Source organism: Limnothrix sp. FACHB-1083, from assembly GCF_014696485.1.
In the GTDB taxonomy this organism is placed as follows: Bacteria; Cyanobacteriota; Cyanobacteriia; order CACIAM-69d; family CACIAM-69d; genus CACIAM-69d.
In genome coordinates this window covers 60,363-83,120 of the sequence record NZ_JACJQD010000008.1, presented here as the reverse complement: position 1 = coordinate 83,120, position 22,758 = coordinate 60,363, and the positions used below count along the sequence as shown (strand labels likewise).

The following is a 22,758-nucleotide window of genomic DNA, read 5'->3' as shown; positions in this document are numbered from 1 at the left end:
GCCCTATGGCTTGGAACCGCCTCCTTTCCATTCTCGAACATTTCAATTGTCCTAGGCTGGCCATGGCTCCAAATCCTGCATCGGCCCGAAAAGCAATTGCCTTCACCCGGCTGGGAATGCTCCTGAGCCTGGGGGTGATCGGCCTAGGCATCAGTCTCAGCCTGGGCATGGGGCCCGCTTGGGCCAACTGCCCGCCGCGTCGGGAACCCCTGCCCAACTTGGGCCCCGGTGACAGTGGCAGCGATGTGCGCCGACTTCAGGGCATTTTGGCGCTCCTGGGGTTCTATCAAGGCCCCGCAGACGGAACCTACGACACCGCTTTGGCCAACGCTGTTCGTCTTTTTCAGGAAACCCAAAAACTGGATCCCAGTGGTGAAGTGACCGCCGAAACTTGGGATGCTCTGCTGCCCAATCCCAACTGCCGGCCCCCCACCCGCTCCGATCGCTAGGGCCTTGGGGCGATCGACCGCAGAAGCTTGAGCGTTAGGTACTTCCCGAACTCCCAAATCCCCCAATTTTTCCCAGAGTCTCCACAATCAAGGTCCAAGACTCCAAGCTGAAGACTCAAAACCCAGGGGAAGAAAGCATCCAAGGGTTAACATCCAAGGGTTAAGTAGCAGGCGTTAATCAACAAACGTTAACCTTGATTGATTCTTAAGAATTAATAAATTCCAAAAGCGATCGCGCCCGCAAGGGGAATTCCTGCCAAAAGCTGCATAGCAAAAAATTAGGAAATAGCCACAAACTGCAACGGAACTTTAAAGAGTTCAAAGTGCTTTGTAACCAAAGTATTAAGCGATCGCCACGGGATCGATCCCATTGCTTACACTGTCAGCAGAGATGGCTAAAACCATCACCACTCAACGCTTTGAGTAACGCACCCACTAACGCTTTGCCAAGTCGCGATCGCACCTAGCGACGCAAGACTTCCTATGAACTTTCCCTGGCTGACGACCTCCATTCTCCTCCCCATCGTCGCCGCCCTGATCGTGCCCCTGTTGCCCGACAAAGACGGCAAAACCGTACGCTGGTTTTCGTTGGGAGTAGGACTCATTGACTTCATCCTGTTGGTGTATGCCTTTTGTACCCAGTACGACTTCGGCAACCCCGAACTGCAACTGGTGGAAAGCTACACCTGGGTTCCCGAACTCGGCCTGAAATGGTCAGTGGGCGCAGACGGCCTCTCCATGCCCCTGATCCTGCTGACGGGCTTCATCACCACCTTGGCCATCTTGGCCTCCTGGCCCGTCACCCTCAAGCCCAAACTGTTCTACTTCCTGCTGCTGGCCATGTATGGCGGTCAAATCGCCGTCTTTGCCGTTCAGGACTTGCTCTTGTTCTTCCTGGTCTGGGAACTGGAACTGATTCCGGTGTACCTGCTGCTGTCGATTTGGGGTGGCAAAAAACGCCTCTACGCCGCCACCAAATTCATCCTTTACACTGCTGGCGGCTCGCTGTTTATCTTGGTTGCCGCCCTGGCCATGGCCTTCTACGGCGATACGGTCACCTTTGATATGCGGGAGCTGGCCCTCAAACCCTATGGCCACACGCTGCAACTATTGCTCTACGGCGGATTTTTGATTGCCTACGCCGTCAAACTACCCATTTTCCCGCTGCATACCTGGTTGCCCGATGCCCACGGGGAGGCCACGGCTCCAGTTCACATGCTGCTGGCGGGCATCCTGCTGAAAATGGGTGGCTATGCCCTGGTGCGAATGAATGCCGGAATGTTGCCGGAAGCGCACGCCACCTTTGCGCCCGTGTTGGTGATTTTGGGGGTGGTGAACATTGTCTACGCGGCGCTTACCTCCTTTGCCCAGCGGAACCTGAAGCGCAAAATTGCCTATTCCTCGATTTCCCACATGGGCTTTGTGCTGATTGGCTTGGGTTCCTTCACGGACTTGGGCATCAGCGGCGCGATGATGCAGATGGTGTCCCACGGGCTGATTGGGGCGAGCCTGTTCTTCCTGGTGGGGGCCACGTACGATCGCACCCACACCCTGATGCTGGACGAAATGGGCGGCGTGGGCCAAAAGATGCCCAAGATCTTCTCGATGTTCACGGCTTGCTCGCTGGCATCGCTGGCCTTGCCGGGGATGAGCGGCTTTGTGGCAGAACTAACGGTGTTCCTGGGTTTTGCCAACAGTGATGCCTATTCGCTGCCCTTTAAGGTGATTGTGGTCTTCCTGGCGGCGGTGGGGGTGATTCTCACGCCGGTTTACCTGCTGTCGATGCTGCGGGAAATTTTCTACGGCCCGGAAAACCAGAAATTGGTGTCCCACGAGGTGCTGATCGATGCGGAACCGCGCGAGGTGTTTATCATCGCCTGTCTGCTGATTCCGATCATTGGCATTGGCTTCTATCCCAAGCTGTTGACTCAAATCTATGACTCGACGACGGTGCAGCTAACGGCGCGCCTGCGTGATGCGGTGCCCACTTTGGCGGGTCGGGAAACGAAGCCGATCGGGCTGATGCCGGGCGCAAAACCGTTGGTGGCTCCGGCGATCGCCCTGGAACCCTAGGGGGGAACTCCTGAGATACAGGACGCTCTCAATAGATTTAGAGCCGGGCCACAGTGTGGCCCGGCTCTTGTCAGTTTTAACGATTCTCATTGCAGGTTAGCTGCTGGGGATTCGAGGCGGGAAAAGCTCCGCAGCCATTATTTACAGGGTGCTGCTGAAGAGTAGACCCCACAGGGCCCCTGCGGCCGCCAAGGCGAAGAGAATGTTGGTGAAAAAGCGTCCGGTTTCGGCATTGAAACCCAGGGCCTTATCTTCGCGCCCCGCTGTGAAAAACAGGGACCAAGCTTGATTGAGGTTGATGGTTTCGCCCGTTGAGTTGAAGTCAGGGCGGAAGACGACGGAGTCAAGCAGGTAACGATTCGAGAAGTCTAGATCGGTCTTCATAACAGTCCTTGAGGGGGGGGTAGAGATGGGGGAGAACAGCGTGGTGGGGGGCCGGTTGGGTGTTGTGTTGTTGTTAATAACCATAACATTTAATAAAAATTATTTACAATCTATTGACTTAGAAAATGTTTCGTGTTTACCGAACCTGATCGGTGAAGCCTCCTGATCGCCCCTCGACGGATTTGGGCATGGATTTGGGCAAGGAACTGAAGTCGGCCCGTAGGGCAGGTGGCATAGGGGATGGATTGATCGCCCCGAGAAATGCCAAATTGGATGCCATCGGGGCGATCGGGCTGGGAACATTGACCCATCGGGGATTGCCAGCTCTTGAACCCTAAGTTTCATCAACCGTTTGTTGCTAAGAATTGTCCCACTGTCCCCGGTCATGGTCGTTGGATCATGCCCCCCGGACAGGCCGGGAGACTGTCGATCGCGTTGGCCCGCAATTAGGGGAGGATTGACTGCGTGATTACCGAGCGCTTTCGTTATCAGTTGCGCCAGGAGGCCCGCCAGTGGGTGACCGATGGCCTGCTGCAACCGGAACAGTTCGATCGCCTAGCCGATCGCTATCAGTTCCGAACCCTCGATCAGGGGGCCCGCAACCGTTTCGTGACCATCCTGTTGTGTTTGGGAGGGGTGTTGTTAGGCTTGGGGGTGATCACCTTTGTGGCCGCCAACTGGCAGCAATGGCCCCGGGCGTTTCGGGTGGGAGTGTTGTTGAGTGCCCTGTTGGGCGTTCAAGCTTTGGGCTTTTATTTGTGGCGATCGCCCGCTCCTCGGTTGGCTGGGCAACGCCGCTTGGGCCAAGCCCTGCTGTTGTTGGGTGGGCTGCTGTTGGGGGCGAACTTGGCCTTGACGGCTCAGATGTTTCACCAGGGTGGCCCCTTATCGAGCCTCTACTTCATTTGGGGCGGCGGTGTGTTGACCATGGCGATCGGGCTGCGGTTGATGCCCCTGGGGTTGCTGGCGTTGATTTTGACGATCGTGGGCTACTGGTCAGGTCTCTATGACTGGTGGGAGCCGGAACCCAGTTGGCAGCGAGCGTTGGCGGAGCACATGCCCTTGGTGAGTGCCCTGGCTTTTTTGCCCCTGGCCCATGTGACGCGATCGCGCTTTTTGTTTGGCTTGGCTTGGTTGTTCACGCTGGGAACCTTGCAAACCAACTTTTGGTGGAGCTTGATGCACCCTTGGGTTGCCAGTGTGTTGTCTTTGGCGCTGCCCTTCGCTTTGGGTTGGGGATATCGCGATCGACTTTGGCCGGCCGTGCAACGTTGGTGGCTGCGGTTGCCGCTGCCCCGGACTTTGCGCCATTGGCTCGTGCCCGGCGGGGCGATCGACCCAAGGCCACTGAATTTTCAAAACATCACCCAAAATTTGACCATCCTGTGGCTGATGGGCACGTTTTACTTCACCAGCTTCTGGTTCTTCTGGGAAGGTTCCGGTCGCCAAAGCGGTTCCTCCACCGATGGCAATATCTATGACCCAGCGCAATTCGTCCCCTGGCTGGCGGTGGATGTGGCCGTGGCGGCGGTGGCGGCGGTGCTGATGTGGGCGCGGCGGAGTCGCGGCGCGGCCATGGGGGCCGATCAATGGCTCACCGACGCGGTGCTTTGGGCCCTGGTGTTGTCGTTGGGGTTGACCTTGGGTTGGCACTACAACGTGGCGGCTCTGCCCAGTTTGGGGACATTGCTGGCTAATGTGTGTCTGTTCCTGTTGGGGGTGGGGCTAGTGCGCGAGGGGCTATCGGACGGGCAGCGCTTGGCCTTTTGGGGCGGTCTGTTGCTGTTGGTGTTGGATATTTGGACGCGGATGCTGGAGTACAACACAGATTTGCTGCTGAAGGCGCTGGTGTTTGTGCTCTGTGGTGTTGGGGTAATTGCGGCGGGTTTGTGGTTTGAGCGATCGGTGCAAACGCTGAATGGGTCGAATTCTTCACCCACGGTGCGATCGTGAGCGATCGGGACTTGCGATCGCTGGCGATTCGCCCCGATCGCCCTGCCAAATTAGCGCTCATCACAACCCCGTTCCCGTGAATTCCCTGCCATTCATCAATTCCTTGTCATTTATTTTGGAAACCTGAACCATGACCCAAGATCTGATTTCCCCGATCGCCCCAGATAGTCCCCCTCCGAAGGCGGCCGGCTGGCGATTTTGGATCCCGATGTTGTTGCAGTTGGGCCTGGCGATCGGAGTTCCAGCTCAATCGGCCATGACCTACTACTGGGGGCGAGCTGTGGTGTTGCAAACCCGCCCGGTGGATCCCTACGACTGGATGCGGGGCTATTCCCAAACCCTCAGCTACGACATTAGCCAGGTGAGCGTTTTGGAAAAGCTGCCCGGCTGGGAAACCATCGCCACCGATCGAGATCAAAAACAAAAACCGCAACTACCCTATGAACGGCGGGAGTTTTACCTGATTTTGCAACAACCGACCAACACCGCCACCGAAGACCCCAATCAACCGCCCGATCGACCCAAGCCCTGGCAACCAGTCGCCATTCGTCCCGATCGCCCGGGCCAACTGCCCGTCAACCAAGTGGCCCTGCGGGGTGAAATCATGGCCGCCATGCCCCGCTACAACCTGGAAACCTATTACATGGACGAATCCAAGCGGGATCAAATCAATGACCAAATCAATGGCGTGAACCGCATGAACTGGGCACGTCCCCGCACCAATCGCCCCTTGCCGTTTGTGGTGGAAATTCGCGTGGGGGCTGATGGGCAGGCCGTGGCCCACAGCCTTTGGATTGAGCAGGATCGCTATCAGTTTTAAAGATGGTTGCGAAGTAGTAGCCTGTAGGGTGGGCAATGCCCACCAACGCATAACCTCATGGCATTTGCGACCCAATTCCATTGCGCTAGGTCAAGGCCGTATCAATTTCGATGCCCAGATTTGCAGTGCCGATCGTGCCATTAATTCGCATAATCGAATGAATTTCTGAATCAAGTTCTGAATCAATTTCTGAATCAATTTATGAAAATCAACCTCGACTCGTCCGATCAAGAAATTCGCATTGAGATCGTGCCGCTGATCGATGTGATTTTCTGTATTCTGACCTTTTTTATCCTGGCGGCGATCGGGCTGACGCGCCAACAGGGCATTGGGGTAGACCTGCCCCAAGCCAGCACGGGCCAGCCCCAGATGCGCAAGTTGGCGATGGTGGCCCTCAGCCCCGCCGGTCAGTTGTATTTTCAGCAAGCCCCGGTGACCAAAGAGGCGCTGCTGACCCAACTGCAAGCCTTTAAGCAAGCCCAACCCGACGGGACGATCGTCCTCTATGCCTCCCAGTCGGCTTTCTATAGCGATGTGGTGGCGGTGTTGGACTTGCTGCGATCGGTTGGGGGCGATCGGGTGGCTCTGGCCACCTTGCCCAGCGGCCAAAACCCAGCCCAGCGACCGGCCGACAACTTCGACCCGTTCGGCAATCAGCCCCTCGTGCCCAATGATCCGAGTCAGGGGGGCGATTTTGGGAATCCGGGTTTCAATAGCCCTGGCTTTAATAATTCCAATCCCAATAATTCCAATCCCAATAATTCCAATCCCAATAATTCCAATCCCAGCAGCCCGAATAACCCCGGCTTGGGCGGCAATGGTTTGAATCAGCCGTATTTGTTACCCAATCAGTCACCGGCTCCGGCGCAACCGGGCGATCGACTGCCGATTCAGCCCTAACGGACGGCGCAAGGGTGGGCAGATTATCCGGTTGGGTTAATCGAGGCGCTTGATGGGCCCTTTGGTTGGGCGATCGGGCGGAACTCGATCGGCCCCGCAGCTGGGAAGCGATGGAAAGTTGCTATGATTTGTCCTGCCATTTGGCGGCCGGTTGGCGCTGCAACATTGCGCCCGAGGGCCAATGGTTTGCCCAATCCTCACCCCCCCCACAGCAGCGATTCTATGGCCACCGATCTTGAAGCTTTGCGCCGTGCCGTTCCAGTCGATCGCATCGCCTACAACGAACAAGGATTAGTCGCGGCGATCGCCCAAGACTATCTGGATGGCACAGTGTTGATGATGGCTTGGATGAATGCGGAATCCTTGCAAAAAACCCTGGAAACTGGCGAGGCTTGGTACTGGAGCCGATCGCGCCAAGAACTGTGGCACAAGGGCGCAACTTCCGGACATATTCAAAAGCTCAAAAGCATTCGCTATGACTGCGATAGCGATGCCCTTTTAATGACCATTGAACAGATTGGGGATGTGGCTTGCCACACGGGGGCCCGCAGTTGTTTCCACCAAGTGGATGGGCAAGTGGTTCCGCCGCCTGCTGATACGTTGTCGCAGGTTTTTCAGGTGATTGAATCGCGCAAGGCTAACCCAAATCTTGAGTCCTATACCTGCAAATTGTTGGCCGGTGGGGATAACAAAATCCTCAAAAAAATTGGCGAAGAAGCGGCCGAAGTGGTGATGGCTTGTAAGGATGATGATCCGGAGTCGATCGCCTCAGAAGTGGCGGATTTGTTTTATCACACCCTGGTGGCGATCGCCCATCATCAGGTGGATTTAAAAGCGGTTTATCGCAAGCTTCAGGAACGACGCGGTTAAAGGCTCGCTGCTTTTTGAGTGATTACTTTTTGGGCAATTGCTTTGTAAGTAATGACTTTTTGGGTGATTACTTTTTAGGTGATTGCTGTTTCGAGCTTGGGATTCATTTCCCGTTGTGGATTTCCTGTTGTGGATTTTTTTGTTGATCTCCCGTGTTTTCCATGATGGACGCTGCAATCAATCGCTCAGGGTCGGAGTCGGTGATGATCTTGGGCTGTGGCTATGTGGGCCGGCCAATGGCGCAATATTGGCGATCGCAAGAATTGACCGTCACCGGCACGACCACCACACCCGATCGCTTGGCGGAGCTGGCGGATTGTTGTGATCGGGCCCTTTGCTTGCGGGGGGATGATGAAGCGGGGTTGCGGTCGGCCCTGGCTGGGCAAACCACGCTGTTGGTTTGTTTGGGGCCCCGGCGATCGGGCATTTATCGGGAAACCTATTTGCACAGCGCCCAAACCCTGGCGCAACTGTTGCCTGAATTGCCCCAACTGCGCCAGGTGATCTACACCAGCAGCTATGGGGTTTATGGCGATCGGGGTGGGGCTTGGGTGGATGAAACCACGCCGCCCCAGCCCACCACGGACAATGGCCAAATCCTGCTGGAAACCGAGCAGGTGTTGTTGGGTGCGGCGCGGGACGGTTTGGCCGTTTGTGTGTTTCGGTTGGGGGGCATTTGTGGGCCCGGGCGCGAGGTGGCGGATATTTTTCGATCGGCCAGTGGCCAAGGGCGGCCGGGCAGTGGCCAAGACTGGAGTAATTGGATCCATTTGGATGACATTGTGGGGGCGATCGCCTTTGCCCGAGCGGCGCGGTTGTCGGGGCTATATAACCTGGTGCATGACGAACCCTTGACCCAAGCGGAATTGCTCGATCGGGCCTTTCGCCGCCGAGGGTGGCCGGGGGTGACTTGGAATTCAGCGAAATCGGCCCAGCGTCCTTACAATGCGCGGGTTTCCAATCAAAAACTCAAAACAGCGGGTTACCAGTTTCGATCGGCCACGATTCCGCTGTAGGGCCCTGATCAGGAGCTGGGCGATCGGGCCCTGGCGATCGGGCCGGTTGGTGGCAGTTGGGGGGAGGGGACGGCGATGATGGGGATGGGCCCGCCGCTGGCCCGCTGCCCCCTGACTCGGTATCTTCACTGTGACTGAATCTGGCTCTGCACCTGAATTTGCCCGATCGCCCCGTTGGCCCCTGAGCAAATTAATTGTCCTGGTCACGACCTTGCAAGCGTTGGTGGCCGTGGGGCTAACGGGGCAAGTGGTACTCGTTCAAGGACAACGGGCCGTGGATGCGCTGATGAATCGCCTTGGCTCCGAGGTCGATCGGCAAATTCAAACCTACGTGCATCAATACCTGAGCGAGCCGTTGCGCCTCAATCAGCTCCATGTGCAGGCTTTTGCGGCTGATCAGGTGAAGTTGACGGATTTTTCAGCGCTGGAAACCTATTTCCACGGAAAGTTGCAACTGTTTCCCCTGGTCACCACCACGGAATTTGGAACAGCGGTTGGTGGCTCCTTGGAAGTTCGGGAATTGCCCAGCAGCACCCTAATTAAACGGAGCGATCGATTGGGATCGGGCTTGCGGCGAACCATCGAGGTCGATCGCCAAGGGCGGCGCGTCCTCAAAGACAGCCAGCTCTATGATGTGCGCAATCGCCCCTGGTTCAAAACGGCCCTTGCCGCCCGCAGACCCCAATGGACTTCGGTGTTTGCCTTTTCGGGAACGGGGGAATTGGGCATTTCAGCGGTGCAACCCCTGTACGATCGCACCGGACAACTGGTGGGGGTGTTTGCCTCTGACCTGGCCTTGGAAGGAATCAGCACTTTTTTGCGGGCCCAAAATATTGGCCACAGCGGGGTGGCGGCCATTGTGGAGCGATCGGGCCAGGTGATTGCCACCTCCACCAACGACCCAATCTCCCCGGAAGGAAAACGAATTCGGGCCAAAGACCTCAAAAATTCAATTTTGCAAGCGGCCGTTACCACCATTGAACAGCGCTTTGGCACTTGGGCCGCCATTCCGCCCAACACCCCAACCACCCAACTCACAACCAAATTCATTGGCCCCACCCAACAAACCCGGTTGCTGGTGCAAGTGTCGCCCCTGCGCGATCGCAACGGTTTGGACTGGTTGTTGGTGACGGCGATTCCGGAAGCCGACTTTGCGGGGCCGGTGATGGCCGCGCGTCGAGACATCCTCACCATCATGTTGCTGGCCTTGGCTGTGGCGATCGGGCTGGGGTGGTGGATTGGGCGGCAGGTGTCGCGGCCCTTGGTGAAACTCTGTGCGGCCACCGATGCCGTGGCCGCCAATCAGCTCGATCAGGTGGTGATGACGGAAGGAACCGCCGAAACGGATCAACTAGCCCGGGCCTTCAACACCATGACCCAGCAGTTACGACAGTCCTTTCAGGAGTTGGCCGCCAGCAACCAAGCCCTGGAAGAACGGGTGGCCGAGCGCACAGCATCCCTGCAAACCAGCGAAGCCCGTCTGCGCAGCATTGCCCAAAATATTCCGGGAGCCATTTTTCAGTTCAGCAATCACGAGGGCCAATGGACGATCGACTACATGAGTGATCGCGTCAGCGAGCTAACGGGATTCAGTGCCGAAGAATTCATGGCTGACCTGGGCCGGTTTATTAGTGCCATCCACCCGGACGATCGGGACGGCTACATCGAATCTGTGAGCCGCGTGGTGGACAACCCCACGGAATGGGCCTATGAGGCCCGGTTGATTCGTCCCGACGGTTCCCTTCGTTGGTGGCAAGGCGCTTCCACCCCCCGGCGTACCGATGACGGCACGGTTGTGTTTAGCGGCGTGTTGTTTGATATCACTGCCCGCAAACAGGCGGAACTAGCCCTGGCGGAAGCCAAGGAAGCGGCGGAAGTGGCCAATTTGGCCAAGAGTGAATTTTTGGCCAACATGAGCCACGAGTTGCGCACCCCCTTGAACGGCATTTTGGGTTATGCCCAGGTGTTGCAGCGATCGAGCAATTTGCATGAAGAGCAACTGGCCAAAATTGGCGTGATTCACCAATGTGGCACTCATCTGCTGACCCTGATCAACGATGTGCTGGATTTGGCCAAAATCGAAGCCCGCAAAATGGAACTGCACCCCACGGAATTTCACTTTCGGGCCTTTCTGCGTGGCGTAACGGAAATGTGCCGTCTGCGAGCGGAACTGAAGGGGTTGCAATTCGCAGAAGAAATTGCCGATGACTTACCGGAAGGCATCCGCACTGACGAAAAGCGCCTCCGCCAAGTGTTGCTCAACTTGCTGGGCAATGCGATCAAGTTCACGGACAGCGGCACGGTCACCCTACGTGTGTTGGCCATGGGGGGCGATCGGGTGCAATTTGAAGTACAAGACACGGGCGTTGGCCTAGAAGCAGATCAACTCAGCAGCATTTTTCTGCCCTTTGAGCAGGTGGGCGAGACCAAGCGCCAAACGGAGGGCACGGGTCTGGGGCTGGCGATCTCCCAACAAATTGTGGAGCTGATGGGCGGTCAAATTACCGTCGAGAGCCAACCCCAAGTCGGCAGCAGCTTTCGGTTTGAAGTGTCCTTGCCGGTGGCGGCCGAGTGGAGCCGCCATTCCCGCATGACACAACAGGGGCAAATTGTTGGCATTCAAGGGGATGCGCCCCAAGTGCTGGTGGTGGATGACAAGTGGGAAAACCGGGCCGTGCTGCGGGAGATGCTGGAGCCGATCGGGTTTGTGATTCAGGAAGCGGAAGATGGGGCTGTGGCTTGGCAGTTTTTGGAGCACCATCGCCCGCAGGTGGTGATTACGGATTTGTTAATGCCCAACTTGGATGGCTACACCCTGATTGATCTGATTCGTCGCCATCCTGAGTTGCAGCAATTGCCGATTATTGTGTCCTCTGCCAGCGTTTTTGAGAGCGATCGACAACAAAGCTTGGACGCGGGTGGCAGCGACTTTCTGCCTAAGCCGGTGCAAACCCACGAGCTATTGCACCTGCTGCAAAAACACTTGCAATTGGTTTGGGTTTATGAAGCCAGTGCAATCGCCCCGTCACCCTTGGCGCAGTCGGCGGCGGAACCCGACCTGCCCCCGGATGCACTCATTTACCCGATTGACTACCCGATCGACCCCGAGTTGTTGGAGCAGCTCCCCTGGCCCGCAAAGGCAACTTCAACGCCCTGAAGCGCCAAGCCAAAGCCCTGGCAGAACAGGATCCAACCCTTGCTCCCTTTGCCCAACAGCTCAAGAGCCTGGCCCAGGCGTTTAACGATCAGGGAATTTTGGAACTTTTAAGTCAAGCGCCGGGGCGATCGAGCGCGAATTAACGGGGAAGGAAGCGTTAGACCAAACAGAAACGGGTGATCGGGATCTCCGGTCAATTAATTGGCTGAAAAATTGCTGAAAATAGCTTTTTTCGAGAGAATAGAGACCATCAAAGGTCTTCAATAACTTTCTGAAACTTTCTGAGGATCATGAAGTTGAGCGCAATAATCGTTCAAATCATCAAGCATTTATGATCCCCTGGATCATAATTCATCACAAAAACCGGCAAGACCAGCCATTCAGAATCTTCCCAGGAAAAGTCTTGCTTGTTCTTAATGATTAGTTCATGATTGTTGATGCCTTAACCTGATTTTCAGCACTTTCGATCCAGCGCTTCATGGGCCCAGTCATTTCATTGGCCAAGCAATTGGTCAAGTGATTGGTGATCCTTCAATGGCGATTCTTAAATGGCGATCCTTCAATTCTCCCAGCACCCTTTTTACTGCAAAACCTTCCATCCTTGAGCCATGTCCCTCGATGCCGCTGAAAATCGTCCCACGATTCTGATTGTGGACGATATGCCAGCTAACCTTAGTTTGCTGTCTGATTTATTAGATGATGCGGGGTTTGAAGTTTGGATCGCCCAATCTGGAGAAGTGGCGCTCGATCGGGTCAATTTTGCAACCCCAGATTTGATTTTGCTGGATGTGATGATGCCAGGAATTGACGGGTTTGAAACCTGTCGCCGCTTGAAGGCCAATAGCCAAACATCCGCCATTCCCATCATTTTCATGACCGCCCTCTCGGAAGTGGATGATAAGGTGCGTGGTCTCAATTTAGGGGCTGTGGACTATATCACCAAGCCCTTTCAACAAGATGAAGTCCTCGCGCGGGTGCGCTTACATTTGCGTTTACAATCCCTCACCAAAGCCTTAGCCGATCGCAATCAAGAATTGGAAATTCGGGTGGCTGAGCGCACAGCGGCCCTGGAAAAAGCCTTGGCGGATTTGCAAGACACCCACCTTAGTTTGGTGCGGGCAGAAAAACTATCCAGTCTGGGACAGTTGCTATCGGGAGTGGCCCATGAAATTAACAATCCTGTGAATTTTATTCATGGCAATCTGGTTCATGCCTGTAATTATGCAGAAGACTTGATGAATGTCTTGCAGCTCTATCAAATATTCTATCCAGAGCCGCCAGCGGATTTGGCAACCCAAACCCAGGATTTGGACTTGCCTTTTATGATGGAGGATTTTCCAAAAATTTTGGAATCCATGCGTTTAGGCACTGATCGAATTCGCGATTTGGTCGCAAGTTTGCGCAATTTTTCGCGAATGGGCAGTCAACAGCTCGCCCCAGCGGACTTGCATGAAGGGTTGGAAAATACCCTCATCATTTTGCGCCATCGATTAAAGTCCAAGGGCAGCCGATCGGAATTTAAAATCATTCGAGATTATGGGGAATTACCCCTCGTTGAATGTTCGATCGGGGAAATGAGCCAGGTTTTCATGAACTTGATTGCTAACGCGATCGATGCCTTGGATGACTTGGACTGGGAGCACATGAGCGGTTTGGAACCGGAAATTAAAATTCAAACCCGATCCCTGAATCAAAAATGGGTGCAAATTATCGTTTCTGATAATGGGCCAGGGATTGAACCGGAGGTGCAGCAGAAGTTGTTTGAAGCATTTTTCACCACGAAACCCACGGGTATTGGCACAGGACTAGGGCTGGCGATCGCCCGTTCAATCGTGGTCGATCGCCACGGTGGTCGGCTCGATTGTGAATCTCAGATGGGTCACGGCGCTAAGTTCATTCTCGAAATTCCTGTTACTCAGCCCTAACCAGAAACCTCATCAGAAACTTCATCAGAAACCTAATCAGCGGCCATTGATCAATCGAGATAGGTTCAGGAGCGATCGGGCGATGCGATCGCCCGTTTCTGGATCTTTCCAATAGCCATTGTGAGAAAGCGGATTCCAGCTTTCCCAGACTTCTCCCGCGTTTACGTTCAAATCTTCCTTCACTGCCCGTTGAAAAGCTGAATTAATGGGTCGTAATGGATAGGCAATCACATCATCAGAATCGTAAACATTCACCCATTCGGTGGCTGAGTTCAGTTGAGGATAATGTTCTGTCAGGCGGGGGGCCGGAAACTGAATCGGCAAGCCCCCATCGCGATCGCGCAGTGTCCAAAGGGCCAAGGGACTGCCCAAGGTGTAGTACAAACTGAGGGTTTCACCCCGTTCCAAGGGGCTATTGCCCACTTGGCGCAATACCGATTCTCGAAAGAGTGATTCTGCTTCGGTATTGTTCCCAAACTCCGCTTGCAAATCCAGAAGATAGTTATAGGAAACGATCGAGCCAAGGCTATGACCAATCACGCAGAGGGGTGCTTTGGGACCAGCTTTTTGGGCCAGGGTGTGCAAAGTTTGGGCACAAAATCGATGAATGGCGTGATAGGAATGGCGACCGCGCGGACTAACCTGATAGGCAATGGCATCGGAAACAAAGGACACCATAAATTCTCGGATTCGATCCCAATTCATGGCACTTTGGCGCTGGAATCGGGCCCACAAATCCTGTTGGTTTCCTTCCAAAACCGTTGCCCAATACACTGGAGCCATCACGAACCGCTGATGATATTCCTTGTCAGAAATGCCTAGTTTACTGAAGCGATCGATTAGATTATTTTGCAAGCTGCGAATAAATTCCGGTTGGTCAGCTTTGCCGCTGTTGTAGTCAGGATCACCGGCTCCAATGCCATGAACCACGGCGATCGCCACCTTTTGCCAAGCAGCACCGGCAGCATCACTCTCAGGACTTTGGGATGTGGGGAAAAAGTTGGGGATCATGGGTTTCTCCAGTCCAGGTTTCGTAAAAATTTCGTCAAAATAGATAGGCTGGGGCGCAATTGGTCACCGCTGCTGGCCAGGGATCGGAGTCTTTGGGCGATGGCAATTGCGTTTCGATTGAACGACAGGGCCCCAGGGAAACAGCCCAGCGAAAAGTCAGGTGATGCTAGCTTAGCAAGTGGCTCCGCCTGGCTCCCAAGGGGCGATCGACCTCAGTTCTGGTCAAGTTCTGGTCAAGTTCCGGTCAAGGGCCGGTTCAGTTTTGATCAAGCTTCGATCGGGTTCCGATCAAGGTCTGGTTGGTTTTCGATCGATTGCCGACCAATTACCGATCGATTGCCAATTAATTACTGATCGATTGCTGATCTCCTGCGTTAAATTCCGCTCGCACTACCCTCCATCACCATGAAGCGCATTGTTCTCATTGCCGGGTTCGAGACTTTTAACGCCGATTTGTACCGAAAAGCTGCCCACCGGGCGATCGAGCGTTGTCCTCAATTGCAAGTGACCACTTTTACCGATCGTGACATTACGGAACAACCCGATCGGGTGGCCGCAGCTTTAGCAGAAGCCGATGTATTTTTTGCCAGCCTAATTTTTGACTATGAGCAGGTGCTTTGGTTGCGCGATCGGGTGCAACATATCCCTATTCGTTTGGTCTTTGAGTCGGCTTTGGAATTAATTTCCCTCACTCAGATTGGGGCGTTCAAAATTGGTGACAAGCCTTCGGGGATGCCAAAGCCTGTGAAGTTTATTCTCAGTAAATTTTCCAGCGGCCGAGAAGAAGATCGACTGGCTGGTTATCTCAGCTTTTTAAAAACCGGGCCCAAACTGCTGAAATTTGTGCCGATTCAAAAGGTACAAGATCTGCGCAATTGGCTAATTATCTATGGCTATTGGAATGCTGGTGGCTTGGAAAATGTGGCCGCCATGCTCTGGATTTTGGCTGAAAAATATTTGGATCTCTCGATCGGGGAAATTGCCCCACCGATTGAAACGCCCAATATGGGGTTATTGCACCCTGAATATGCGGGCTATTTTTTGAATCCTCAAGATTATTTGAACTGGTATCGTCAACAACGATCGCCCCAGTTGTCGGAGCCTCCAATTAATCATCCTGATCATCTTGATCATTCGGGGCGATCGACAATGGAAGGCTCCAAAATTGCTCATGATTGCCCGGTAGTAGCTATTTTGCTCTACCGAAAACATGTGGTGACGCAACAGGCTTATATTCCTCAACTGATTCGCCATTTTGAAGCGGCTGGTTTGCTACCCCTGCCCATTTTTATTAATGGCGTGGAAGCCCATGTGATTGTCCGAGATTGGCTGACCACCAGCCATGAACAGCAACAACGGGCCCAGGGCGATCGGGAATTGAAATCCCTGACGGCTGATGCGGTGTTGGTGGATTCAATTGTTTCCACGATTGGATTTCCGCTGGTGGGTGGCCCTGCTGGCTCCATGGAAGCTGGGCGACAGGTGGCGGTGGCTCAGCGGATTTTGGCAGCTAAAAATGTGCCCTATTTAGTCGCCGCTCCTTTGCTCATTCAAGATCTAAAATCCTGGACAAGGCAGGGAATTGGCGGTCTCCAAAGTGTGGTGCTGTATGCCCTGCCGGAGTTAGACGGGGCAATTGATACTGTGCCCTTGGGTGGCTTGGTTGGAGATGATATTTACCTGATTCCGGAGCGTGTTCAACGGTTAACCAGTCGCGTCAAAAACTGGATTCAACTCCGCAAAACTCCACCACGCGATCGCAAGTTGGCAATTATTTTATATGGCTTTCCACCGGGGTATGGGGCAACGGGAACAGCGGCCCTGTTGAATGTTCCCCGATCGCTCTTGAAACTGCTGGAGTCTTTGCAAGCTCAAGGCTATGACGTGGGTGAATTGCCCACCGACGGCGAGGCGATTATTCAACAGGTGAAAGCTGCCGATGATCGTTGGTCTTTGGGCCATCCTTCCCGATCGCACCCACACCAGGCTCCCTTGAATGATGGCTGGGTTCCAGCTCAAATCCTTGATCAATGGTTAGGATATCTCGGCAGTTCTCGGATTCAAAAACAGTGGGGTGGTCTCACGGAATCGGGTATTAAAACCTTTGGGGATGAGTTGTACATTGGGGGCGTTTACTTTGGAAACGTTTGGATTGGGGTGCAGCCGCCTTTGGGTTTGCAAGGCGATCCCATGCGCTTGATGTTTGAGCGAGACTTGACCCCCCATCCCCAATATGCCGCATTCTATCAATGGTTGCAGCGGGTTTGGCAACCCCACGCGATCGTCCATTTTGGAATGCATGGAACGGTGGAATGGTTGCCGGGATCTCCCTTGGGTAACACGGGCTATTCTTGGTCAGATATTTTGTTGGGAAATCTGCCCCATTTGTATATCTATGCGGCCAATAATCCTTCGGAGTCGATCTTGGCAAAGCGCCGGGGCTATGGGGTGTTAATTTCCCACAATGTGCCTCCCTATGGGCGAGCAGGTTTGTATAAGGAATTGGTGAATCTGCGTGATTTAATTGCGGAATATCGCGAGGATCCGCAGGCGAATACGGCCCTGCGGGATGCGATCGCCCAACGGTTAATTGACACGGGACTCGATCGGGATTGTCCGCTGCCGGAAGCCCAACAATTGGGGGTGGAGCTGAGTGTGGAAACCCTGAAGCTGTTTGGCCCCGATTTGCTCGATCGCTACTTTGCAAGGGTTTATCAATACCTGCAAGAACTAGAACAGCGTCTTTTTTCTAGTGGGTTGCATGTGTTGGGAGCTGCACCCAATGCCGAGCAGCTATTGTCCTATTTGGAAGCCTATTTTGAGGCGGATTTACCCCGATCGGTCTTGGAAGCGATCGCCCAAGGATCCGACCTCGATCGCCCCCTGAATGCCTATCGATACTGGTTCCAGCAGGAATATCCCAATCGATCGTTTGAGTTGGATCCCAAGGTCTCAGAACGGATTCAAGAAGCCATTCGTTTGCGGGATTTGCTCAACCAAAATACCGATGAGCTAACGAATTTATTGCGGGGCTTGAATGGGGAATATATTCCGCCCGCACCGGGGGGAGACCTGTTGCGGGACGGGCCCGGCGCATTGCCCACGGGCCGCAATATTCATGCCCTTGATCCTTACCGAATGCCCTCCCCAGGAGCCTACGAACGGGGCAAGGCGATCGCCCAGCAATTGATTGCCCAACACCAACAGGAACATGATCAGGAACCGAACAGCTATCCCGAAACCATTGCTGTGATGCTTTGGGGTTTGGATGCCATTAAAACCAAGGGCGAATCCTTGGGCATCTTGTTGGAATTAGTGGGTGCAGAGCCAATTAAGGAAGGTACGGGCCGAATTGTTCGCTATGAGTTAATTCCTCTGGCTCAATTGGGTCGTCCTCGAATTGATGTGTTGGCTAATTTATCGGGCATTTTTCGAGACAGTTTCGCCAATATTTTGGAACTTTTGGATGATCTGTTTGCGCGGGCGGCGGCGGCCGACGAGCCGATCGAACAAAACTTCATTCGTAAACACGCTCTGGAGCTTCAGGCCCAAGGGGTTGAAAATCCCAGTGCTCGGCTCTTCTCAAACCCGGCAGGAGATTTTGGCTCCTTGGTGAACGATCGCGTCAATGATGGGAATTGGGAGTCTGGTGATGAGCTGGCCCAAACTTGGCGATCGCGCAATGCCTTTAGCTACGGTCGGCGCGATCGGGGGCAAGCCCGCCCAGAAGTGCTCGATCGGCTCTTGGCCACCACTGGGCGCATTGTCCAGGAAATCGACTCCGTGGAATATGGCTTGACGGATATCCAGGAGTACTACGCCAACACCGGAGCCTTGAAGCGTGCCGCCGAACAACAGCAACAGCGCTCCGTCACCGCGAGTTTTGTGGAAAGTTTCGGCAAAAACACCCAACCCCGCGACTTAAACAGCCTCTTGCGGTTGGAATATCGCACCAAATTGCTGAATCCCAAGTGGGCCGAAGCCATGGCCGCCCAGGGTTCCGGCGGGGCCTTTGAAATTTCCCAACGGATGACGGCCCTGTTGGGCTGGAGCGGCACCACGGATTTTGCCGATCGCTGGGTCTATGACGGAGCCGCCGAAACCTACGCCCTCGATCGAGCCATGGCCGATCGCCTGCGCCGCGCCAATCCGGAAGCCTTCCGCAACATTGTTGGTCGTTTGCTGGAAGCCAATGGCCGTGGATTTTGGGCCGCCGATGAGGCTGTGGTCGGCCAACTGCAAGCCCTCTACGACGAAACCGACGCGGCCTTGGAGGGGGTGACCAATCCGTAAGCCGCTCAACTTCAGCCACTCAATTGGCCACTCAATTGGCCACTCAATTTAAATGCCCCCCAACCGGAACCCCCTTTCAACTAGGGCCGCGATCGCGCGATCGGGAACGACAACGCCGCCGTCAGCGTCCCCAGCCCTAACCCGGATCCGAAAAGACCGCCACTAATGGCACGATCTCTGGGGGGGAAACTTCTCAGGGCGATCGTGCTGATTTGCCCGCCAATGCCAGTCATTATTCAAGACTGGACTTTACGGGTTGGAATCTGAAATTCAAGGCCGGAATTCAAGGCTGAGTTCAGCGGGAGCACAAATCGTGCTCAAGTTTCTGGAGGAACTGGTTGCACACCATGAACGAACTAGCCCCCACAGCGGTCTAATTCAAGGCTCAACGGCTAAACAGTCCCTAGGCTAACCAGTTCCGGAACTATTCATCGATTAGGAGTTTGTAATCATGGCTATTGGCCCTAACCCCCCGTTTTACGATCTCGACGATACCAATAACTTTTTCTCCACTAGCTCGCTGTCGGCGGAAGTGCTCCGTACCACCCCGGCAGGCGTGCGGGGTTTGGGGGGCGATGACCAAATCACCGGCAGTGCCCAAGCGGACATCATCTACGGCAACCTGGGCAACGACAGCCTCTATGGTTTGGGGGGCAATGACACCTTCTATGGTGGTCAAGGTGACGATCTGTTGGTGGGTGATGGCCTCAATTCCACCGGGGATGACGTACTCAGCGGCAACAAGGGCAATGACCTGATTTTGGGTGGCGTGGGTAACGACATCCTGCGGGGTGGTCAGGACAACGATTTCCTGAATGGCGAAGAGGGCAATGACACCCTGGTGGGCGATCTGGGACAAGATACCCTGGTGGGTGGGGCTGGCGATGATCTGTTGGTGTTGCGGCGGGACACGGCGGCGGTGGCTGATGCCAGCGGGGCGATCGCCGCAGATTTCATCGTGGATTTCGGCACTGGAAACGATCGCATCGGTCTAACCGGCGGCCTGCAGGAAAGTCAGTTGCAACTGCTGGCGATCACTTTGAACGACTCCGGCGGCGGCTCCACACCCAGCACGGCGATTACGTTCAACGACAATGGGGTGTTCAAAACCTTGGGTCTGGTGTTGGGCAAAACGCCCACCGAGCTGGCCGGTAAGTTCGTGAATACGGACTTTTAAGCCGACTAGGCCGACCTTGCGGCCGACTGTCTAACTAACCTTTCAGCCGGTTGTTTAGGCTAAGGGTTCCGCTGATGGGATTAACACCCAATGGGATCAATACCTGAGGGAGTTAACACCCAATGGGATCAATACCTGATGGCACTAACACCTAATGGGATCAACACCCAACCGGTGGCATCAGTGGCCAATGGCGGGTAAAGGGTAAATTGCGGGCAAGGGGCTTCAGCCCCTTGTCTTCAGGATTCACTCAGTAGCTCTCGGGCCCAGGCTTCTTCTTCGGGCAGCTCGTCCAAGGAGGGCCGGGTTTCCCGCAGTTCGATCGCGGCGGGAGTTGCGATCGATCGGGTGCTGGTGCGGCTTTTGGGGCGCAGTGCGCGTTCGGCCTCTTCAGCGCTGGCACGGGCTTGGTGCAAGAGCTTATTGCAGCGCTCCCAAGGGTTCGATCCATTCAGGGCCTCAAGCTGGCTGCTGCGTTCGTTGGCCACGGTGGCCAGGGCACGCAACACGGCAGAAAATTGGATGCCTTCGCGATCGAGGGTATCCAGCATGGGGCGTAACAATTCGCACAACAGGGTGTTGCGATGTTCAGCAATCAACGCGCCGAGTTCGCTGGTGTTAATTGCGTCGCTAATGCTTTCGGGTAAATGTTGCATAGCTTTGTGGGCAATAGCGGAGCTGTCAAGTTTCATGCGATTTTCATGCGATTTTCAAAAATTCCTCATGAATCGCCGGCTGATGCACCCTCGAAACGCGGTTAACGCCACCTTGCGTTTGCGCTCAAAACCGATCACGGGCGATCGAGCACGATCGGGAACGATCGGTGAGCGATCGGTTAGAGACCCATTAGCGATCAACCCCACGATCGGCTACTTAACCCTTACGGTTGCCCCGTATGCTGCCAGGAATGGAGCAGCGGGTTGGTGATCCCAAACAAAGCAGCCTTGAGCTGGCAATGGCAGGCTACCGGGAGTTGCACCAGTCTTGTCCGTATAGTTGGGACAAATTGAGGCGATCGTCGATACAGAGACTGCCTATCTCTTCCTCTAAGGTACAGTGCCGATCGGGAAAATTCCGTGCAGATCAGCCAGAAGGAGAATTCCGCACAAGGGGCGATGGCGGATTGGCGGCTCCGGGCGATCGGCCCCATTGCTCAACTCTAATTTCGCCAGCCCAAGCCCCCTCAAGCCCCAGGCATTGCCTCATCCGTCTCCCATGTATCACCCCATACATCACCCCGCGCATCACCCCAGTCATACCATTCCCCACCCGCCAGAAATCTGATCAAAATCCCTGGGATCGATTGGACGCGCAATTTGGGCTGATATGGTGAATAATTGTGGATTCGACTCTACTAACCCCTTAACCCCTCGCTTCAACGGCACTGCAACTGCAAGCTATGGCTGGAAAACCCACGATCGCCGTTACTCACCTCGGTTGCGAAAAAAATCGCATTGACACCGAGCATATGATGGGCCTGCTAGCCCAGGCAGGCTATGACGTGAGTGCCAACGACGATGCGGCAGACTACGCGATCGTCAACACCTGTAGCTTCATTCAAGAGGCGCGGGAAGAATCGGTGCGCACCTTGGTTTCCCTGGCGGAAGCGGGCAAACGAATTGTGATCACGGGCTGCATGGCTCAACACTTTCGGGACACCCTTTTGGATGAAATTCCGGAAGCCGTGGCCGTGGTGGGCACGGGCGACTATCACAAGATTGTGGATGTGGTGCAGCGAACGGAAGCGGGCGAGCGCGTTCAGGAAATTTCGGAAGAACCAACCTACATTGCCGATGAGACCGTCCCTCGCTATCGCACCACGGCCGAAGGCACGGCCTACCTGCGGGTGGCGGAGGGGTGTGACTATCGCTGTGCGTTCTGCATCATTCCCCACTTGCGGGGCGACCAGCGATCGCGCTCGATCGAGTCGATTGTGGCCGAAGCCCACAAGCTGGCCGATGAAGGGGTGCAAGAGCTAATCTTGATTTCCCAAATCACCACCAACTACGGCCTAGACCGCTATGGCAAGCCCAAGCTGGCGGAGCTGTTGCGGGCCCTCGGCGAGGTGGACATTCCTTGGGTGCGAATCCACTATGCCTATCCCACGGGGCTGACAGAATCGGTGATTGCGGCCATTCGGGAAACGCCGAATATCTTGCCCTATATTGATTTGCCGCTCCAGCATTCCCACCCGGAAGTGCTGCGATCGATGAATCGCCCTTGGCAGGCCAATATGAACGATCGGCTCTTGGCTCAAATTCGCGAGCAATTGCCCAATGCCGTCATGCGCACCACGTTCATTGTGGGCTTTCCCGGCGAAACGGAGGAGCACTTTGAGCATTTGTGCGACTTTGTGCAGCGCCACGAATTTGATCATGTGGGGGTGTTTACCTTCTCGCCCGAGGAGGGAACCGCCGCGTTTAATTTGCCCAACCAACTCCCGCAGGAAGTGATGGATGGTCGGCGCGATCGACTGATGGCCCTGCAACAGCCCATTTCCCTGAAGCGAAATCAGGCCTACGTGGGCCAAACGGTGGATGTGCTGATTGAGCAGGTGAACCCGAAAACGGGACAATTCTTGGGTCGATCGGCTCGGTATTCTCCCGATGTGGATGGTTTGGTCTATGTCACTGGGCCGGCTCGCCTGGGGGCGATCGTCCCGGTCACCATCACCGCAGCCGAACCCTACGATTTATTTGGCGAGGTTGCCGTCTCCGCCTAAAGAATTTG

Annotated in this window: 16 protein-coding genes; 12 read left to right on the top strand and 4 right to left on the bottom strand. The window is 54.9% G+C overall.

Features of this window, described 5'->3' with window-relative positions:
- Positions 1–62: 62 nt before the first annotated feature.
- Positions 63–449, top strand: coding sequence for a peptidoglycan-binding protein (locus H6F46_RS11685; RefSeq protein ID WP_190354971.1), 387 nt, complete (start codon positions 63–65; stop codon positions 447–449).
- 483 nt (positions 450–932) lie between these two features.
- On the top strand, positions 933–2,522 hold the full coding sequence (locus H6F46_RS11680; RefSeq protein WP_190354972.1) for an NAD(P)H-quinone oxidoreductase subunit 4: 1,590 nt from the start codon (positions 933–935) through the stop codon (positions 2,520–2,522).
- Positions 2,523–2,663: 141 nt separating this feature from the next.
- Here the strand turns inward: H6F46_RS11680 and H6F46_RS11675 are convergent, their stop codons facing one another.
- Positions 2,664–2,906, bottom strand: coding sequence for a hypothetical protein (locus H6F46_RS11675; protein WP_190354973.1), 243 nt, complete (start codon positions 2,904–2,906; stop codon positions 2,664–2,666).
- Positions 2,907–3,371: 465 nt separating this feature from the next.
- On the opposite strand from H6F46_RS11675, the gene H6F46_RS11670 reads away from it, so the two are divergent.
- The 7 genes from H6F46_RS11670 to H6F46_RS11640 all read left to right on the top strand — a co-directional run bounded on the left by H6F46_RS11670 (position 3,372) and on the right by H6F46_RS11640 (position 13,547).
- Positions 3,372–4,859, top strand: coding sequence for a DUF2157 domain-containing protein (locus H6F46_RS11670; RefSeq protein ID WP_190354974.1), 1,488 nt, complete (start codon positions 3,372–3,374; stop codon positions 4,857–4,859).
- 130 nt (positions 4,860–4,989) lie between these two features.
- Positions 4,990–5,679, top strand: coding sequence for a GDYXXLXY domain-containing protein (locus H6F46_RS11665; protein WP_190354975.1), 690 nt, complete (start codon positions 4,990–4,992; stop codon positions 5,677–5,679).
- A gap of 201 nt (positions 5,680–5,880) precedes the next feature.
- Positions 5,881–6,579 carry a biopolymer transporter ExbD gene (locus H6F46_RS11660; protein ID WP_190354976.1) on the top strand — a complete coding sequence of 233 codons (699 nt, stop codon included), beginning with the start codon at positions 5,881–5,883 and terminating at the stop codon, positions 6,577–6,579.
- A 222-nt stretch (positions 6,580–6,801) separates the two neighbouring features.
- Entirely contained in the window at positions 6,802–7,449 is a 648-nt protein-coding gene (gene hisIE / locus H6F46_RS11655) for a bifunctional phosphoribosyl-AMP cyclohydrolase/phosphoribosyl-ATP diphosphatase HisIE (protein WP_190354977.1), read from the top strand.
- A 161-nt stretch (positions 7,450–7,610) separates the two neighbouring features.
- Positions 7,611–8,465, top strand: a complete 855-nt coding sequence (locus tag H6F46_RS11650; protein WP_242027916.1) for an SDR family oxidoreductase — start codon at positions 7,611–7,613, stop codon at positions 8,463–8,465.
- Between the two features lie 130 nt (positions 8,466–8,595).
- A complete protein-coding gene (locus H6F46_RS11645; RefSeq protein ID WP_190354979.1) occupies positions 8,596–11,622 on the top strand; it encodes an ATP-binding protein in 3,027 nt (1,008 codons plus the stop codon).
- Between the two features lie 608 nt (positions 11,623–12,230).
- A complete protein-coding gene (locus tag H6F46_RS11640; protein ID WP_190354980.1) occupies positions 12,231–13,547 on the top strand; it encodes a response regulator in 1,317 nt (438 codons plus the stop codon).
- A 36-nt stretch (positions 13,548–13,583) separates the two neighbouring features.
- Here H6F46_RS11640 and H6F46_RS11635 read toward each other — a convergent pair whose 3' ends face one another.
- Positions 13,584–14,558, bottom strand: coding sequence for a hypothetical protein (locus H6F46_RS11635; protein WP_190354981.1), 975 nt, complete (start codon positions 14,556–14,558; stop codon positions 13,584–13,586).
- 405 nt (positions 14,559–14,963) lie between these two features.
- Here H6F46_RS11635 and bchH point away from each other — a divergent pair, with 405 nt between their 5' ends.
- Positions 14,964–18,851: a magnesium chelatase subunit H gene (gene bchH, locus H6F46_RS11630; RefSeq protein WP_190354982.1), complete on the top strand. Its 3,888-nt coding sequence runs from the start codon at positions 14,964–14,966 to the stop codon at positions 18,849–18,851.
- Positions 18,852–18,931: 80 nt separating this feature from the next.
- Here the strand turns inward: bchH and H6F46_RS11625 are convergent, their stop codons facing one another.
- The gene (locus H6F46_RS11625; protein ID WP_190354983.1) at positions 18,932–19,084 is read right to left on the bottom strand and encodes a hypothetical protein; all 153 of its coding nucleotides are present in this window, start codon (positions 19,082–19,084) and stop codon (positions 18,932–18,934) included.
- A gap of 218 nt (positions 19,085–19,302) precedes the next feature.
- On the opposite strand from H6F46_RS11625, the gene H6F46_RS11620 reads away from it, so the two are divergent.
- Positions 19,303–20,028, top strand: a complete 726-nt coding sequence (locus H6F46_RS11620; RefSeq protein ID WP_190354984.1) for a calcium-binding protein — start codon at positions 19,303–19,305, stop codon at positions 20,026–20,028.
- A gap of 239 nt (positions 20,029–20,267) precedes the next feature.
- On the opposite strand, the gene H6F46_RS11615 is transcribed toward H6F46_RS11620, so the two are convergent.
- Positions 20,268–20,684, bottom strand: coding sequence for a hypothetical protein (locus H6F46_RS11615; RefSeq protein ID WP_190354985.1), 417 nt, complete (start codon positions 20,682–20,684; stop codon positions 20,268–20,270).
- A gap of 743 nt (positions 20,685–21,427) precedes the next feature.
- Here H6F46_RS11615 and rimO point away from each other — a divergent pair.
- Positions 21,428–22,750 carry a 30S ribosomal protein S12 methylthiotransferase RimO gene (rimO, locus tag H6F46_RS11610; RefSeq protein WP_190354986.1) on the top strand — a complete coding sequence of 441 codons (1,323 nt, stop codon included), beginning with the start codon at positions 21,428–21,430 and terminating at the stop codon, positions 22,748–22,750.
- Positions 22,751–22,758 lie beyond the last annotated feature (8 nt).